This is a genomic window from Streptomyces sp. NPDC008163 (assembly GCF_042956885.1).
Classification (GTDB): Bacteria; Actinomycetota; Actinomycetes; order Streptomycetales; family Streptomycetaceae; genus Streptomyces; species Streptomyces drozdowiczii_A.
Genome location: NZ_JBIBHG010000013.1, coordinates 147,182 through 161,853, shown reverse-complemented (window position 1 = coordinate 161,853; position 14,672 = coordinate 147,182). Strand labels below are relative to the sequence as shown.

13 protein-coding genes are annotated in these 14,672 nt (G+C 73.0%); 10 read left to right on the top strand and 3 right to left on the bottom strand.

Features of this window, described 5'->3' with window-relative positions; all coding sequences use genetic code 11:
• Window positions 1-27: 27 nt before the first annotated feature.
• Window positions 28-564, bottom strand: coding sequence for a DUF1990 family protein (locus tag ACFZAT_RS26975; RefSeq protein WP_391268023.1), 537 nt, complete (start codon window positions 562-564; stop codon window positions 28-30).
• Window positions 565-789: 225 nt separating this feature from the next.
• Here ACFZAT_RS26975 and ACFZAT_RS26970 point away from each other — a divergent pair, with 225 nt between their 5' ends.
• A complete protein-coding gene (locus ACFZAT_RS26970; RefSeq protein WP_391268022.1) occupies window positions 790-1,926 on the top strand; it encodes a DUF6777 domain-containing protein in 1,137 nt (378 codons plus the stop codon).
• Window positions 1,927-1,956: 30 nt separating this feature from the next.
• On the opposite strand, the gene ACFZAT_RS26965 is transcribed toward ACFZAT_RS26970, so the two are convergent.
• On the bottom strand, window positions 1,957-3,390 hold the full coding sequence (locus ACFZAT_RS26965; RefSeq protein WP_391268020.1) for a carotenoid oxygenase family protein: 1,434 nt from the start codon (window positions 3,388-3,390) through the stop codon (window positions 1,957-1,959).
• Between the two features lie 178 nt (window positions 3,391-3,568).
• Here ACFZAT_RS26965 and ACFZAT_RS26960 point away from each other — a divergent pair, with 178 nt between their 5' ends.
• The gene (locus ACFZAT_RS26960; protein ID WP_391268018.1) at window positions 3,569-4,165 is read left to right on the top strand and encodes a hypothetical protein; all 597 of its coding nucleotides are present in this window, start codon (window positions 3,569-3,571) and stop codon (window positions 4,163-4,165) included.
• 125 nt (window positions 4,166-4,290) lie between these two features.
• Window positions 4,291-5,343: a glycosyl hydrolase family 18 protein gene (locus ACFZAT_RS26955; RefSeq protein WP_391268016.1), complete on the top strand. Its 1,053-nt coding sequence runs from the start codon at window positions 4,291-4,293 to the stop codon at window positions 5,341-5,343.
• Window positions 5,344-5,415: 72 nt separating this feature from the next.
• Here the strand turns inward: ACFZAT_RS26955 and ACFZAT_RS26950 are convergent, their stop codons facing one another.
• Window positions 5,416-6,783: an FAD-dependent oxidoreductase gene (locus ACFZAT_RS26950; protein ID WP_391268015.1), complete on the bottom strand. Its 1,368-nt coding sequence runs from the start codon at window positions 6,781-6,783 to the stop codon at window positions 5,416-5,418.
• 272 nt (window positions 6,784-7,055) lie between these two features.
• Here ACFZAT_RS26950 and ACFZAT_RS26945 point away from each other — a divergent pair, with 272 nt between their 5' ends.
• The 7 genes from ACFZAT_RS26945 (at window position 7,056) to ACFZAT_RS26915 (ending at window position 14,627) form a co-directional block, all read left to right on the top strand.
• On the top strand, window positions 7,056-9,122 hold the full coding sequence (locus tag ACFZAT_RS26945) for a SpoIIE family protein phosphatase (protein ID WP_391268014.1): 2,067 nt from the start codon (window positions 7,056-7,058) through the stop codon (window positions 9,120-9,122).
• Window positions 9,123-9,286: 164 nt separating this feature from the next.
• Entirely contained in the window at window positions 9,287-10,666 is a 1,380-nt protein-coding gene (locus ACFZAT_RS26940; protein ID WP_391268013.1) for a wax ester/triacylglycerol synthase family O-acyltransferase, read from the top strand.
• Window positions 10,667-10,783: 117 nt separating this feature from the next.
• Complete coding sequence (locus tag ACFZAT_RS26935; protein ID WP_391268176.1) at window positions 10,784-11,767, top strand: aldo/keto reductase; 984 nt, start codon at window positions 10,784-10,786, stop codon at window positions 11,765-11,767.
• Between the two features lies 1 nt (window position 11,768).
• The gene (locus ACFZAT_RS26930; RefSeq protein ID WP_391268012.1) at window positions 11,769-12,080 is read left to right on the top strand and encodes an L-rhamnose mutarotase; all 312 of its coding nucleotides are present in this window, start codon (window positions 11,769-11,771) and stop codon (window positions 12,078-12,080) included.
• A 1-nt stretch (window position 12,081) separates the two neighbouring features.
• Window positions 12,082-12,939 (top strand): amidohydrolase family protein, encoded by an 858-nt coding sequence (locus ACFZAT_RS26925; protein WP_391268010.1) that lies wholly within the window; start codon window positions 12,082-12,084, stop codon window positions 12,937-12,939.
• A 33-nt stretch (window positions 12,940-12,972) separates the two neighbouring features.
• Window positions 12,973-13,833 (top strand): DNA-formamidopyrimidine glycosylase family protein, encoded by an 861-nt coding sequence (locus ACFZAT_RS26920; RefSeq protein WP_391268007.1) that lies wholly within the window; start codon window positions 12,973-12,975, stop codon window positions 13,831-13,833.
• A 38-nt stretch (window positions 13,834-13,871) separates the two neighbouring features.
• A complete protein-coding gene (locus ACFZAT_RS26915) occupies window positions 13,872-14,627 on the top strand; it encodes a LytTR family transcriptional regulator DNA-binding domain-containing protein (RefSeq protein ID WP_391268005.1) in 756 nt (251 codons plus the stop codon).
• Window positions 14,628-14,672 lie beyond the last annotated feature (45 nt).

Genomic DNA, 14,672 nt, shown 5'->3' with positions numbered 1-14,672 from the left:
CAGTATGGCCCGGCCCCGTCCCCCGGCTCATCGGCCCGGGTCCCCGTGCCGCTCGCGCTCCTCCGTGACGATCCGGCGCAGCGTACGGCCGAGCCGACGGGCGTACCACCGCTGGAGCGGCGGCACCAGCGGACCGCCGAGCCTGGAGTACCAGCGGGCGGGCCGGCTGAACGCCATCACGGTGAACGAGACCGTGCCGTCGTCGGCGAGTTCGGCCACGAAGCACTCCTCGCCGCGCTCCGGGTGACCGGTCAACGTCCCGTATCCGAACCCGATGCGCCCCGGACCGTATTCGGCCCAGATCACCCGGCAGGGGGCGGCGAGCCGCAGCGGCCCGGCCTGCACCGCCACCCGAACGGCCGTCCCCGTGTCGGCGCGTGGCGCGGACGCCTCCACGCGCACCCCCGACCCGCGGTGCATCCGGAACTCCGTGATCGCCGCACCGGCGGCCTCGAAGTCGGCGCGGCCGCGCCCGACCGGGGTGCGGTAGTGCAGGTGGTTGTAGCCGTCGGGGAGCGGGCCGAGACGGGTGGCTCCCGTCTCCGGGTAGGTGAGGCTGCTCATCGGACGCTTCCCTCGTCGTCGTGGAGCTGCAGGCGCTGCCACCGGCATACCCCCGGTTGAACGTGTTCAAATCGTTGTCGGCGCAGAATCTACGGCCTTGGCCGAACGGCTTCAAGGCGGCAGTGGTGCACGCGTCCAGGGCGGCGGTTGGCTTGCGGGGGCGGGGGAAGTGCGGCAGACATGAGGGAGCGACCGGGAGACCGGTGACCAGGCAGGAGACCGCCCGTGCCCTCACGCATACGACTGCGCCGCACCGTCCCCGCCCTGCTCTGCGCCGGTCTCCTCCTCGGCGCGGGCTGCGCGGGGGGCACCCACGCCCGCGGTCCCGCCACGCGAACGGCCGACGACGCCGGCCTCGTCCTCCAGCCCGCGACCGACCCCGGCACCGCACCCTTCACCGCCTCCACCGCGGGCGGCCCGGCGCTGCCCCCGGGGCCCGCACGGACCCGGGCACCCCGCTCGCCGTCGGCGCCCGGACAGGCGCTCAAGCGCACCGGATCGACGCCCGGTCTGTACGCCGGAACACGCGCCGTCCCCTCCTGCGACGTGGAGGCGGAGATCCGGATGCTTGCCGTGGACCCGGCGCGGGAAGAGGCGTTCGCGCAGACCGTGTCCGTCGCACGCGAGGAGATCGCCGGTTTCCTGCGCGGCCTGACGCCCGTCCTGCTGCGCGCCGACACCCTGGTCACCGGGCACGGATTCAGGGACGGTTCCGTCACCACCTACCAGGCCGTGCTGCAGGCCGGCACCGCGGTCATGGTCGACGTACGGGGGCTGCCCCGGGTCCGCTGCGTCTGCGGCAACCCGCTGGACCCGCCGGACGGCTCGGGTGACGCGACGGCCGGGACGGGGGAGCGCTGGGAGGGGTTCGACCCGGCGCGGACCGTCGTGGTCGAGCCCGCCGCGCGGCCCGTGGCGGAGCTGGTGATCGCCGACCTGGCCCGCCACAGCTGGATCGCGCGTCCGGCCGGCGACGAGGCCACCGGCGACCGCGTTCCCGAGAAGCCGCCGCCCTACACCCCCGACACCGACATCACCGGCCCCCTCCCCGACGTACCGCCCCCCGCCACGAAGCGGCCGGAGAAGTCGTCCGAACCCACGCCGTCCCGGTCCCCGGAGGACTGCCCGACGCCCGGCGTACCCACGCCGGAGACGCCCACACCGCCTGGTGAGCCCGCGAAGGCCGGCCGCGTACCCGCCCGGGCACCCGGGGAAACGCGCTGTCCGACGCCGACCGGTGAGCCCACCGACGAGCCCTCCGATGTGCCGCCGGTGCCGGACGAGCCGCCCGGGTCCGACGAGCCGCCGACGTCCATCCGGCTGCCCCGGGGCGCCGACGAGGGTCCGGCCGCGCGGTGGTGAGGGGCTGCGGGCCCCACACGCCGGCGGGCCTCACTCCTCGGTGGGCAGCCAGTTGCCGTGGAGGCCCAGGGGGACGCGGACCGGGATGCGCACCCGGGCCACCGGGCCCGACGCCGGGTCCTCGGACGGGATGACGAGCAGCCAGCTGGTCATGTCCGTGCGGTCGGTGGCGTACGTCATCCAGTAACCGCCCTCGCCCGGCCCGGTGCCGGGCACGGGAGCGAAGACCGGCTCGCCCACCGACAGGTCCCCGGCCCGCCACACCACATGCGGGCCGGAGGGGTCGTTGCCGTTGTACCAGCGCAGCGTGTCGTACTCGCCGGGCAGCAGGTCCAGGCTGCCGGACTCCGAGGCCACGGCCAGTTGGTGGTGGCGCCTGCCGATCAGCCGGTCGTCGGTGCGGGGCAGCTCCATCCGCACGTCGTCCAGCACGGTCCGGCGCATCGTGCCCGCGACGGGATCGATGACCGCGCGCACCAGACCCGCCCGGTTGGGCCCCGCTCCCTCGGCGGGCGCGCCCATGGACAGGCGGGTCCACTGCACGTAGTCCAGGACCACTTCGCCGCCGCCGGGCTCGGTGTCGAACGCGTTGACCGTGTGCCACAGCCAGAACGCGTCGTCCGAGGCCCAGCGCACCGGGCCGCCGTCGCGCGGGATCAGGGCGAGGCGGGTGCCGCGCTCGGGGCGCCAGTCGATCATCGAGCCGCCGGTCATGGCCGCCGCGATGTCGAAGAACACCGGTGCCAGCACGATCACCAGGAAGCGCGGGGTGATCGCCATGTCGTGGATCATCATCGGCTCGTCGACCCCGTCCACCGGGGTGGGGCCCCGGAGCACATCGCCCAGGGGGCCGATCGCGGACCACGTGAGGTAGGGCGGCTCCAGGCCGTAGCAGAAGACCAGCATCTCGCCCGTGACCGGGTCCGTCTTCGGATGCGCGGTGATGCCCGCGGGCAGCGCCCCGCCGAACGTCTCCTTGCCGACGGTCGCCAGATCGGGCGTCATGAGGAACGGGCAGTCGGACTCGGCGAGCGCCAGGAGCCGTCCCGCGTGGCGCACCACGTTGATGTCCGGCATGTCGCGGAAGGTGCCGGCCAGCTCGGGACCGACGTCCGGTTCCTGCGGCAGGATCATCGACTCGATGCCGCCCCACAGCGCGCGCCCGGCCCGCTCCTCGGCGACCACGGCGGGTGTCCGGACGAACCGGTTGCGGTAGCGGGCCCGGCCGCCGGAGATCCACACGCCGTGCAGCATGCCGTCGCCGTCGATCGGGTAGAGGTACGAACCGATCGGTGTGAAGCGGGGATTGGGCCCGTTGCGCAGGAACACCCCGTCGAGTTCACCGGGCAGTGCGCCCGTCACCTCCAGGTCCGCCTCGTCGACCTCTTCGGTCACGGGGGCGAAGCGCCCCGAGAGGTGGACGACCCGGCTCGGGTCGAAGTCGTGTGCGGCATGTGCGGCCATGGCGGCCTCCCTTGCCGGGATGTGGGGGCGCGCCCGGATGCGGGCCGGGCTGACTCCTCATTCAATCCCCGGCCCGGGACCCCCGCAACGCGGTCGCGGAGTGCGCGGGGCCGTTCCCGGGCCCACCATGGAAGTCGCGGCAGATCGCCGCGCCGGGCCACGCCTTCGGAGGTGTCCGGTGTCCGAAACCCGCTCGGGGCGGCGGACGGGGAACCTGTTCTTCGCGTTCGCGCCCTGGATCATCTTCGTCGTCGTCGCCTCACCCAGCACCTGGGAGTACGCCGCTCTGGCCGGTCTGGTGGCCGCCGTGGTGCTCAACCTGCCGGACATGCGCCGGGGTTCCTTCAAGATCCTGGAGGTCACCGGCATCGTCTTCTTCGCGCTGCTGAGCGTCCTCGCACTGTTCCTGGACCGCCAGGATCTGGACTGGGTCGAGAGGTATGCCCAGGTGCTGTCCAGCGCGGTCATCGCCGTGGTGGCGCTCGGTTCGCTGGCGTTCGTCCCGTTCACCGAGCAGTACGCACGTGAGTCCACGCCCCGGGAGGTGTGGGGCACGCCGGTGTTCCGGCACGTCAACCGGGTGCTGACGCTGCTGTGGGGCACGGTCTTCGCGGCCACCGCCCTGCTGGGACTCCTCGCGCTGCACACCTCGTCGGGGCGCGACTGGTTCAACTGGATCATCCCGGTGGCCCTGCTGGTGCTGGCCGTCCGCTTCACCGAGAAGTATCCGGACCGGGTGCGCGAGCGGTCCCGTCACGCGCACGCCTCCCCATGAAGCACAGCGGTCCCACTTTGGTCCAGACCTATTGACGGAAGGTCTGGACCACTTTACGTTGGGCGGCGTTCGCGATTCCGCTTGCGTGTTGTCAGGGGCGTGCCATTCCAGGAAGAGGTCCCGCCATGTTCGGTCGCACATCACGTCTGCTGGGGGTCGGCCTGGCGGCGGCGTGCATCGTGCAGATGCTCGTCGGCGCGACGCCGAGCTCCGCGCAGGAGGACACCTGCGCGGTCAAGTCGAAGCCCACGGGCAAGGTGCTCCAGGGCTACTGGGAGAACTGGGACGGCGCGTCCAACGGAGTGCACCCGCCGCTGGGCTGGATCCCCGTCACCGACAGCCGCATTCCGCAGCACGGCTACAACGTGATCAACGCGGCCTTCCCGGTCATCCTCTCGGACGGCACCGTCCTCTGGGAGGACGGAATGGACTCGACCGTCAAAGTGCCGACCCCGGCCGAGATGTGCCGGGCGAAGGCGTCCGGGCTCACCACCCTGCTGTCGATCGGCGGCGCCACCGCCGGCATCGACCTCAGCTCCACCGCCGTCGCCGACCGTTTCGTGGACACGGTCGTGCCGATCCTGAAGAAGTACAACTTCGACGGCATCGACATCGACATCGAGACCGGTCTGACCGGCACGGGCACCATCAGCCAGCTGTCCGCCTCGCAGTCCAACCTGATCCGCATCATCGACGGCGTGCTCGCGAAGATGCCGTCCAACTTCGGCCTGACGATGGCCCCCGAGACGGCCTATGTCACCGGCGGCAGCATCGTGTACGGCTCGATCTGGGGCGCGTACCTCCCGGTCATCAAGAAGTACGCGGACAACGGCCGGCTCTGGTGGCTGAACATGCAGTACTACAACGGCAGCATGTACGGCTGCTCCGGCGACTCGTACTCCGCCGGCACCGTGCAGGGCTTCACCGCGCAGACCGACTGCCTCGACAAGGGCCTCACCATCCAGGGCACCACGGTCCGGGTGCCCTACGACAAGCAGGTCCCCGGTCTGCCCGCCCAGCCCGGCGCGGGCGGCGGCCACATGGCGACCGGCCTCGTCTCCCAGGCGTGGAACCACTACGGCAACAGCCTCAAGGGCCTCATGACCTGGTCGCTGAACTGGGACGGCTCGAAGAACTGGACCTTCGGTGACAACGTGAAGGCGCTCCAGGGCCGCTGACCCCTTCGGCCCCCCTCAGGGCGACGGCCCCGCACACCCCTTCCGGGAGGTGCGGGGCCGTCGCCGTGGGCGTCAGTGGCCGGCCTCCGAGGCGTCCAGCATCGCCTCGCGCTCCACGACCTTGACTCGCTCGCGGTCCTGCTCGGCCCCGAGGGCGCGCTCGTGGGCGTCGAGCCGGTACCAGCCCTCGCGGGTGGTGTAGCGGATGCCGCGCTCCTCCAGGAAGGCGGTGACGGCCTCCGGCTCGGGCCGCGCCGGGGCGGGCAGCCGGCCGGCCGCGTGGTCCTCCAGGAGGCAGGCGACCGTCTCGTTGGCGTCGCCCTTGGTGTGGCCGATCAGGCCGACCGGGCCCCGCTTGATCCAGCCGGTGACGTACACCGACTCCATCGGCTCGCCGCCTTCGAGGACCCGGCCCGCGGCGTGCGGGACCGTGCCGGACGCGACGTCGAACGGCAGCTTCGGCAGCTCGCGCGAGTAGTAGCCGACCGCCCGGTAGACGCTCTGGACGTCCCAGTCGTGGAAGGTGCCGGTGCCGCGCACGTTGCCGGTGCCGTCCAGCTCGGTGCGCTCGGTGCGCAGACCGGTGACGCGGCCGTCCTCGCCGGTGATCTCGACGGGGGACTCGAAGAAGTGCAGGAAGAGCTTGTGCGGCCGGTCGCCGACGTCGCGGATCGCCCAGTTCTCCAGCGTGGAGGCGACCATGTTGGCCTGCTTGTTCCCGCGCCGGGTCTCGATCGAACCCTCGTCGTAGTCGATGTCCTCGGGGTTGACGATGACCTCGATGTTGGGCGAGTGGTCCAGCTCGCGCAGCTCCATCGGGCTGAACTTCGCCTGGGCCGGGCCGCGCCGCCCGAAGACGTGCACCTCCAGCGCCTTGTTCGCCTTCAGGCCCTCGTAGACGTTGGCCGGGATCTCCGTCGGCAGCAGCTCGTCGGCGGTCTTCGCGAGAATGCGGGCCACGTCGAGGGCCACGTTTCCGACGCCCAGCACGGCGACCTTCTCGGCCTCCAGCGGCCAGGTGCGCGGGACGTCCGGGTGGCCGTCGTACCAGGAGACGAAGTCGGCGGCCCCGTAGGAGCCGTCCAGGTCGTGGCCCGGGATGTCGAGCGCGCGGTCCGCGTCGGCGCCGGTGGAGAAGATCACCGCGTCGTAGAACGCGCGCAGCTCGTCGAGGTCCAGGTCGTTCGGGTAGTCGACGTTGCCGAACAGGCGCAGCTGCGGCTTGTCCAGGACCTGGTGCAGCGCCTGCACAATGCCCTTGATGCGCGGGTGGTCGGGCGCCACGCCGTAGCGGATCAGCCCGAAGGGGGCGGGCATCCGCTCGAAGAGGTCGATGGAGACGCCCGGATCGGCGGCCGCGTCGGATTTGAGCAGCGCGTCCGCCGCGTAGATGCCGGCGGGACCGGCTCCGACGATGGCGACGCGGACGGGGCGTGTCATGGCGAGCTGTTCCTTCGAACGGGCGAGCAGAAGCGGGGCCGCTTGGTAAGGCAAGGCTTAGTCGACCCCTCGCACACGTTAGCTCCTGCTCGGACCCGCTTTCGGGGCGGGGCGGCGCTACCGGGCGGTATTCGGGGCTCCCGCCCGCACCCGTGTGCCGGGAATCCTTGTGGCACGGCCCTCGGGCGCGCTCCGTAGATGTGTCCTATCGCACGTTCACCAAATGGACGGTTCAGTCGAAGAATCGGACAAATGATGGCAGAGTGACGCACATGGATGATCGGGTAGCGGGTGCCCTGTCACTCCCGGACGACTGGCCCGCCCACCCGGATCTCAGCCTCGCCCTGAACCGAATGGGCAGCTTCGACTGGGATCTCGACAGCGGCCTCATGCATTTGGACCGGCCCGCCCTCGACGTGTTCGATCTGAGGGCCGACGAATACGACAGCCGGCCCGAGACGCTCGGGCTGCGCGTGCCGCCCGACGAGGGCGTCCGGCTGGACGCCATGGTCTCGGAGGCGCTGAAGAGCGGCCGCAGCAACTACGGGGCGTACTTCCGCCTCCAGTCGCGCGACGGCACCCTGCGCTGGGCGCACACCCAGGGCTTCGTACGCCGCGACGACAGCGGCCGCCCCCGCCGGATCATCGGCATCGTCAGGGACGCCGGCCCGGAGCTCGCCGAGTCCGCCGCCCGCCGCGAGCTGGACGAGGAGCTGCGGCGCCGCACCAGCCTGGTCGACGCCACCACGGCGGCCCTGGCCCACGCCCGTACCGTCAAGGACGTCATCGAGGTCCTGAAGAACTCCGAGGGGCTGGCCCTGCTCGGCGCGACCAGCCTCGTCATGGGGCTCATCGAGGCCGGGCGCATCCATCTGGTCGCCGACGGGCCCGAGGGGTCGTTCGTGCCCGGCACCCGCTACACCCGGACGGACGAGCAGTACCCGATGAGCGAGGTCGTCCGCACGCTCGGCCCCCGCTTCATCGAGTCGGCCGAGGACTTCGCCACCTCCTACCCCGTCCTGTGGCCGCACATCAGCCACCTCGGGATCACCTCCGCCGCCTACCTCCCGCTGATCGCCCAGGCCCGCCCCATCGGCGCGCTCGGGCTCCTCTACAGCGGCAAGGACGGCTTCACCGCCGACGAGCGGAACCTGCTCCTCGCCCTCGGCAGCTCCATCGCCCAGAGCCTCCAGCGCGCGATGCTCTACGAACAGGAGCACGACCTCGCCGAAGGGCTCCAGCAGGCGATGCTGCCGCGCCGGATCCCCGACGTCCCCGGCGCCCAGATCGCCGTGCGCTACCGCTCGGCCCGGCTCGGCCGGGACATCGGCGGCGACTGGTACGACGTCATCCCGCTGCCCGGCGGCCGGGTCGGCGCCGTCATCGGGGACGTACAGGGCCACGACACCCACGCGGCCGCCGTGATGGGCCAGCTCCGCATCGTGCTGCGCGCCTACGCCGCCGAGGGGCACAGCCCCGCCACGGTCATGGCGCGGGCCTCCGTCTTCCTGCACGAACTCGACACCGACCGCTTCGCGACCTGCACCTATGCCGAGGGAGACCTGACCACCGGCGTGGTCCAGCTGGTCCGTGCCGGACACGTCGACCCGCTCGTCCGCGACGCCGACGGCGGCTGCCGCAGGGTGCCGTCCGACGGCGGGCTGCCGCTCGGGCTCTCCGCCGAATTCGGCCGCCTCGAATACCCGGTCAGCACGGTCGAGCTGGACCCCGGCCAGACCATGGTGCTGTTCACCGACGGGCTGGTCGAGCTCCCGGGCTCCGATCTGGACGAGGGCACCCAGCGGCTCACCGCCCTCGTCACCAACGGCCCGCAGGACCTCGACCAGCTCGCCGACCGCCTCTGCGCCTCCGTGGACGAGCGCGGCGGCGAGGACGACGTGGCCCTGCTCCTCCTGCGCCGCAAGGCCGCCCAAGCGCCGCAGCCGGGCGGCCGGCTCCAGCAGCACGTCGCCCAGAACGACCCGGAGGCGCTCAGCTCGGCCCGCCACATGATCCGCGCGGCGGTCCGTGCCTGGGGTGCCGGGGACCGGGCCGACGAGGTCGAGCTGGCCGCGGACGAGCTGGTCACCAACGCACTGATGCACACCGACGGCGGCGCCATCGTCACGATCCGGGTCCTCGCCGGTCCCGAGCGGCGGCTCCGGGTCGACGTCGAGGACCGGTCGAGCGCCCTGCCGCGCCGCCGGGAAGCCGGCGAGGCCGGGGTCTCCGGACGCGGCCTGCTGCTGGTCGACCAGCTCGCGGACGCCTGGGGCGTCGAGTCCCGGGGCACCGGCAAATGCGTCTGGAGCGAGTTCGTCGTTCCGCCACGCGACTGACCCGCCGCCCGCCCTTCGTCCGGACGGCCGAGAACGGCACGGCCGAGAAGTTGCGCGCAACGGAGGCGTAACTGAACGTAACGTGTCTGTACTTGACCGTGATGGACCGCCGGAGATTGACTGCGACCTGGTCGGTCTCCCGTCTTCGACGACATGAGGACCCGTTGGGCACTGAGCTACTGGCACCCCTCGATCTCGCCTTCTGGCACCTCGAGTCCGCTGCCCACCCCATGCACCTCGGCGCGCTCGCCGTCTTGGCGCCGCACCCGGGCGCGGACCCCGGCCCGGACGCGCTCCTCGGCCTCCTCGGCGCCCGCGCCGCCGCGATTCCCCGGCTGCGCATGCGGGTACGCGACGTGCTGCTGCCCGTCGGCGGCGCGGCCTGGTCCACCGACCCGGAGTTCGACGTGCACCGGCACGTCCGGCGCGTACGGCTGCCCGCCGAGGCGACGGCGCACGGCGGCGCGGGCTTCATGCCGGCCGCCACGCGGCTCGCCGGCGAGCTGATGGAGCGGCCGCTCCGCAGGGGCCTGCCGCCCTGGGAGATGTACCTCATCGACGGGCCGGACGGCGGCCCGTTCGCCGTGCTCGTCAAGCTCCACCACGCGCTCGCCGACGGCATGCGGGCGGTCGCCATCGGGGCCGGGATCTTCGACGAGATCGCCTCCGCGACCGCCCGCCCCCGTCCCTCGGCCCGGCCGCGTCCGGTCCCGCCCCGGTCCTGGATGCCGGGCCCGCGCCAGGTCGCCGGGCTGGCCCTCGGCCGGATCGAGGACCTGGGCCGCGCCCTCGGGGTCGGCGCCTCGCTGGTGCGGGCCGGCCGTCTCGACCCGCGCGGCGCGCCGGTGCTCCGGGCGGGCTCCAGCGGGACCCGGCGGCTCGCCACGGCCGACCTCGACCTGGACGCCGTGCGGCGCGTCCGCCGCGTGACCGGGGGCACCGGGAACGACGTGCTGCTCGCCGTCGTGGCGGGCGCGCTGCGGCGCTGGATGCTGGAGCGCGGCGAGACCCCGCCGCGCGACGACCCGCGCGCCCTGGTCCCCGTCTCCCGGCGCCGGCCGGGCGGCGCCGCCGTGGCCACCGGCAACCGGCTCTCCGCCTACCTCCTGGACCTCCCCGTCTCGGAGCCGGACCCCCGGGAGCGGCTGCGCGCGGTACGCGAGGCGATGGACCGGAACAAGTCGGCGGGCCCGCTGCGGGGCGCCGGGGCGGTCGCCGTGCTGGCCGATCAGCTGCCGTCGCTGGCCCACCGTTTCGGCGCCCCGCTCGCCGGGAACGCGGCCCGGATGCTCTTCGACGTCCTGGTCACGAGCGTGCCCCTGCCGCGCTCGCGCCTCTCGCTGGCCGGTTGCCCGCTGAGCGCCCTGTACCCGATGGCGCCGCTGGCCCGGGGTCAGTCGATGGCCGTCGCGCTGACCACGTACGGCTCGCGCGTGCACATCGGCATCGTGGGCGACGGCAAGGCGCTGCCCGGCCTGGACGGCCTCGCACGCTGCGCCGGCGAGGAGCTCGAAGCGCTCCTCGCCGAGGTGATCACGGAATAGATCGGACAGGTCGATTCCTGATCGCCGCAATTGGTGGCCGCAGGAGTGTTGACGCGCCCAAGTGATCCGATGAATATTCGCTGTGTGGCAGCGATCATCGGGGAGGGCGACGACAGGATGCGGCGCGGCAGGCTGGGCGGCAGCGCGGTCGAGATCACCGAACTCTCCTTCGGCGCGGCCGCCATCGGCAATCTCTTCGGCGAAGTGGAACCGGAGCGGGCGGCGGCCACCGTCGACGCCGCCTGGGACGCGGGCATCCGCTACTTCGACACCGCGCCGCACTACGGACTCGGCCTCTCCGAACGCCGTCTCGGAGAAGCCCTGCGCACCCGCCCCCGCGACGCGTACACGCTCTCCACCAAGGTCGGCCGCGTCCTTGATCCGCTGCCCACCGAGGAGACCCCCGCGTCCGACGGGCTCTCCGAGGGTTTCGCCGTACGCGCCACGCACCGCCGCCGCTGGGACTTCAGCGCGGCCGGCGTCCGCCGCAGCATCGAGGACAGCCTCGACCGCCTCGGCCTCGACCGCATCGACATCGCCTACCTCCACGACCCCGACGACCACGCCGGACCCGCCTTCCGCGAGGCGTACCCGGAACTGGAGAAGCTGCGCGCCGAAGGGGTCGTCGGGGCGATCGGCGCCGGCATGAACCGGACCGCGATGCTCACCCGCTTCGTCCGGGACACCGACGTCGACGTCGTCCTGTGCGCCGGCCGCTTCACCCTGCTCGACCAGTCGGCCCTCACCGACCTGCTGCCGGCCGCCGCCGCGCGCGGCCGGAGCGTCGTCGTCGGCGGGGTCTTCAACTCCGGCCTCCTCGCCGACCCGCGCCCCGGCGCCACCTACGACTACGCCACGGCCCCGCTGAACCTCCTGGACCGGGCCCTGCACCTGAAGGGCGTCACCGAGGCCCACGGAGTCCCGCTGCGCGCCGCCGCCCTGCACTACCCGCTCACCCACCCGGCCGTCGCCGGGGTGCTCGTCGGCACCCGCTCACCGGACGAGGTGCGCGACGCCGTCGTACAGCTGAACCGGGAGATCCCCGACGCCCTCTGGGACGACCTGCGCGACCAGGGCCTGCTGCCCGGGAACGGACACTGACATGCGCATCGCCCTGCACACCAAGGTCCGCGCCGACCGCATCGCCGCGTACGAGAGCGCGCACCGCGAGGTCCCGCCGGAGCTGACCCGGGCGATCCGGGCGGCCGGCGCCGACTCCTGGACGATCTGGCGCAGCGGCACCGACCTCTTCCACCTCATCGAGTGCGACGACTACGCGCGCCTCCTCGCCGAGCTGGAGCAACTGCCCGTCAACGTCGCCTGGCAGGCCCGGATGGACGGCCTCCTCGATGTCGCCCACGACTACTCCGCCGAGGGCGCCGAAGCCGGGCTGCCCGTCGTCTGGGAGCTGTGAGATGACCGCCCCACCCCGCGTCGTGGACGCCCACCACCACGTGTGGGACCTCGCGGTACGCGACCAGGACTGGATCACCGGCGACGCGCTGGCCCCCCTGCGCCGCGACTTCACCCTCGACGACCTGGAGCCCGAGGCCCGCGCGGCCGGAGTCGCCGCCACCGTGCTCGTGCAGACCGTGACCGCGGCCGAGGAGACGCCGGAGTTCCTGGCGCTCGCCGACCGCGGCGGGCTGGTCGCCGGGGTCGTCGGCTGGACCGACCTCACGGCCCCGGACATCGCCGACACCCTGGCCGCCCTGCGCGAACTCCCCGGGGGCGACCGGCTCGTCGGGCTGCGCCACCAGGTCCAGGGCGAACCGGATCCCGAGTGGCTGCTGCGGCCAGATGTGCTGCGCGGCCTGGCGGCCGTGGCCGACGCCGGGCTCGTCTACGACCTGGTGATCCTTCCGCACCAGCTGCCCGCCGCGGCCCGGGCCGCCGCCGCGCTCCCGGGGCTCGTCCTCGTACTCGACCACGCGGGGAAGCCGCCCGTCGCCGCCCGGCGGACCCGGCCCTGGGCCGACGACCTGCGGGCCTTCGCCGCCCTCCCCAACACCGTCTGCAAGCTCTCCGGACTCGTCACCGAAGCGGACTGGCGCGCCTGGACCCCGGACGACCTGCGCCCGTACGCGGAGACCGTCATCGACGCCTTCGGGCCCGGACGGCTCATGTTCGGCTCCGACTGGCCGGTGTGCCGCCTCGCCGCCACGTACGCCGAGGTCCTGGACACCGCCCGCACCCTGATCCAGGACCTGAGCGACGACGAGCGGGCCGCCGTGCTCGCCACCACCGCCGAACGCGTGTACGGCCTCCGGTAGGCGTCCCCGGCGCCGCTGCGGCAGGCTGGGACCATGCCCGAACTGCCGGAAGTCGAAGCCCTGCGGCTCTTTCTCGACGACCATCTCGTCGGCAAGGAGATCGACCGCGTCCTGCCGCTCGCGATCAGCGTCCTCAAGACGTACGACCCGCCGCTCACAGCCCTGCACGGTGGCACGGTCACCGACGTACGGCGGCACGGCAAGTTCCTCGACATCGGCGTCGGCCCCCTCCACCTCGTCACCCACCTCGCCCGGGCCGGCTGGCTCCGCTGGAACGACGCCTTCCCGGCGGCCCCGCCGCGCCCCGGCAAGGGCCCGCTGGCGCTGCGTACCGTCCTCACCGGCGGCGACGGCTTCGACCTCACCGAGGCCGGCACCACCAAACGCCTCGCCGTCCACCTCGTGCACGATCCGGCCGAGGTCCCCGGGATCGCCCGCCTCGGACCCGACCCGCTCGGCCCGGAATTCGACCGGGACGCGTTCGCCGCGCTGCTCGACGGGGAACGCCGCCAGATCAAGGGCGCCCTGCGCGACCAGTCGCTCATCGCCGGCATCGGCAACGCGTACAGCGACGAGATCCTGCACGTCGCCAAGATGTCGCCGTTCAAGCTCACCGCGAACCTCACCGACGAGGAGATCACCCGCCTCCACCACGCCATGCGCACCACCCTGGAGGACGCCGTCGCCCGGTCCGGCGGCGTGGAGGCGGGGCGTCTCAAGGCCGAGAAGAAGAGCGCGATGCGCGTCCACGGGCGGACCGGACAGGCGTGCCCGGTCTGCGGGGACACCATCCGCGAGGTCTCCTTCAGCGACTCCGCGCTCCAGTACTGCCCGACCTGCCAGACCGGCGGCAAACCGCTCGCGGACCGCCGCCTGTCCCGGCTGCTCAAGTAGGGGCGCGATCCGCGGGGCACGCCCTACACTCCGGCCTCATGCTCCGCGTACTCGCCGTCGACGACGAAGAACCCGCCCTGGAGGAACTGCTCTACCTCCTGCGCGCCGACCCCCGCATCCGCAGCGCGGAGGGCGCCACCGGGGCCACCGAGGCGCTGCGCCGCATCGGGAGCGCCGTCGACGCGGGACCCGACGACCCGTCCGCCATCGACGTGGTCTTCCTCGACATCCACATGGCGGGGCTCACCGGGCTCGACGTCGCCCAGCTCCTCGCCGGGTTCGCCGCGCCGCCGCTCATCGTCTTCGTCACCGCCCACGAGGGCTTCGCCGTGCACGCCTTCGACCTCAAGGCCGTCGACTACGTCCTGAAACCCGTCCGCCGCGAACGCCTCGCCGAGGCCGTACGGCGCGTCGCCGAACAGGCCCAGGACCGTTCGGCGCCCGTCGTCCACGACACCGCCCAGGACCAGATAGCCGTCGAACTGGGCGGCGTCATCCGCTTCGTCCCGGTCGACGACATCGCGTACGCCGAGGCCCAGGGCGACTACGCCCGGCTGCACACCGCCACCGGCAGCCACCTCGTCCGCGTCCCCCTCACCACCCTGGAGGAGCGCTGGCGCACCCGCGGCTTCGTCCGCATCCACCGCCGCCATCTCGTGGCCCTCGGCCGCATCGACGAACTGCGCCTGGACGCCGGCAGCATGAGTGTCCGCATCGGCACGGCGGAACTCGCCGTCAGCCGCCGCCACAGCCGCGCGCTGCGCGATCTGCTGATGCGGCGGACCGGCCGCTGACCAGCGGCTACCGCCCTGCGAATCCCCTTCCCAGCGGGGCCGGGT

Excerpts from the sequence above, each read along its gene's own strand:
- ACFZAT_RS26975 (WP_391268023.1), bottom strand. The coding sequence starts at position 564 with ATGAGCAGCCTCACCTACCCGGAGACGGGAGCCACCCGTCTCGGCCCG.
- ACFZAT_RS26965 (WP_391268020.1), bottom strand. The coding sequence starts at position 3,390 with ATGGCCGCACATGCCGCACACGACTTCGACCCGAGCCGGGTCGTCCAC.
- ACFZAT_RS26955 (WP_391268016.1), top strand. The coding sequence starts at position 4,291 with ATGTTCGGTCGCACATCACGTCTGCTGGGGGTCGGCCTGGCGGCGGCG.
- ACFZAT_RS26950 (WP_391268015.1), bottom strand. The coding sequence starts at position 6,783 with ATGACACGCCCCGTCCGCGTCGCCATCGTCGGAGCCGGTCCCGCCGGC.
- ACFZAT_RS26945 (WP_391268014.1), top strand. The coding sequence starts at position 7,056 with ATGGATGATCGGGTAGCGGGTGCCCTGTCACTCCCGGACGACTGGCCC.
- ACFZAT_RS26935 (WP_391268176.1), top strand. The coding sequence starts at position 10,784 with ATGCGGCGCGGCAGGCTGGGCGGCAGCGCGGTCGAGATCACCGAACTC.
- ACFZAT_RS26930 (WP_391268012.1), top strand. The coding sequence starts at position 11,769 with ATGCGCATCGCCCTGCACACCAAGGTCCGCGCCGACCGCATCGCCGCG.
- ACFZAT_RS26925 (WP_391268010.1), top strand. The coding sequence starts at position 12,082 with ATGACCGCCCCACCCCGCGTCGTGGACGCCCACCACCACGTGTGGGAC.
- ACFZAT_RS26920 (WP_391268007.1), top strand. The coding sequence starts at position 12,973 with ATGCCCGAACTGCCGGAAGTCGAAGCCCTGCGGCTCTTTCTCGACGAC.
- ACFZAT_RS26915 (WP_391268005.1), top strand. The coding sequence starts at position 13,872 with ATGCTCCGCGTACTCGCCGTCGACGACGAAGAACCCGCCCTGGAGGAA.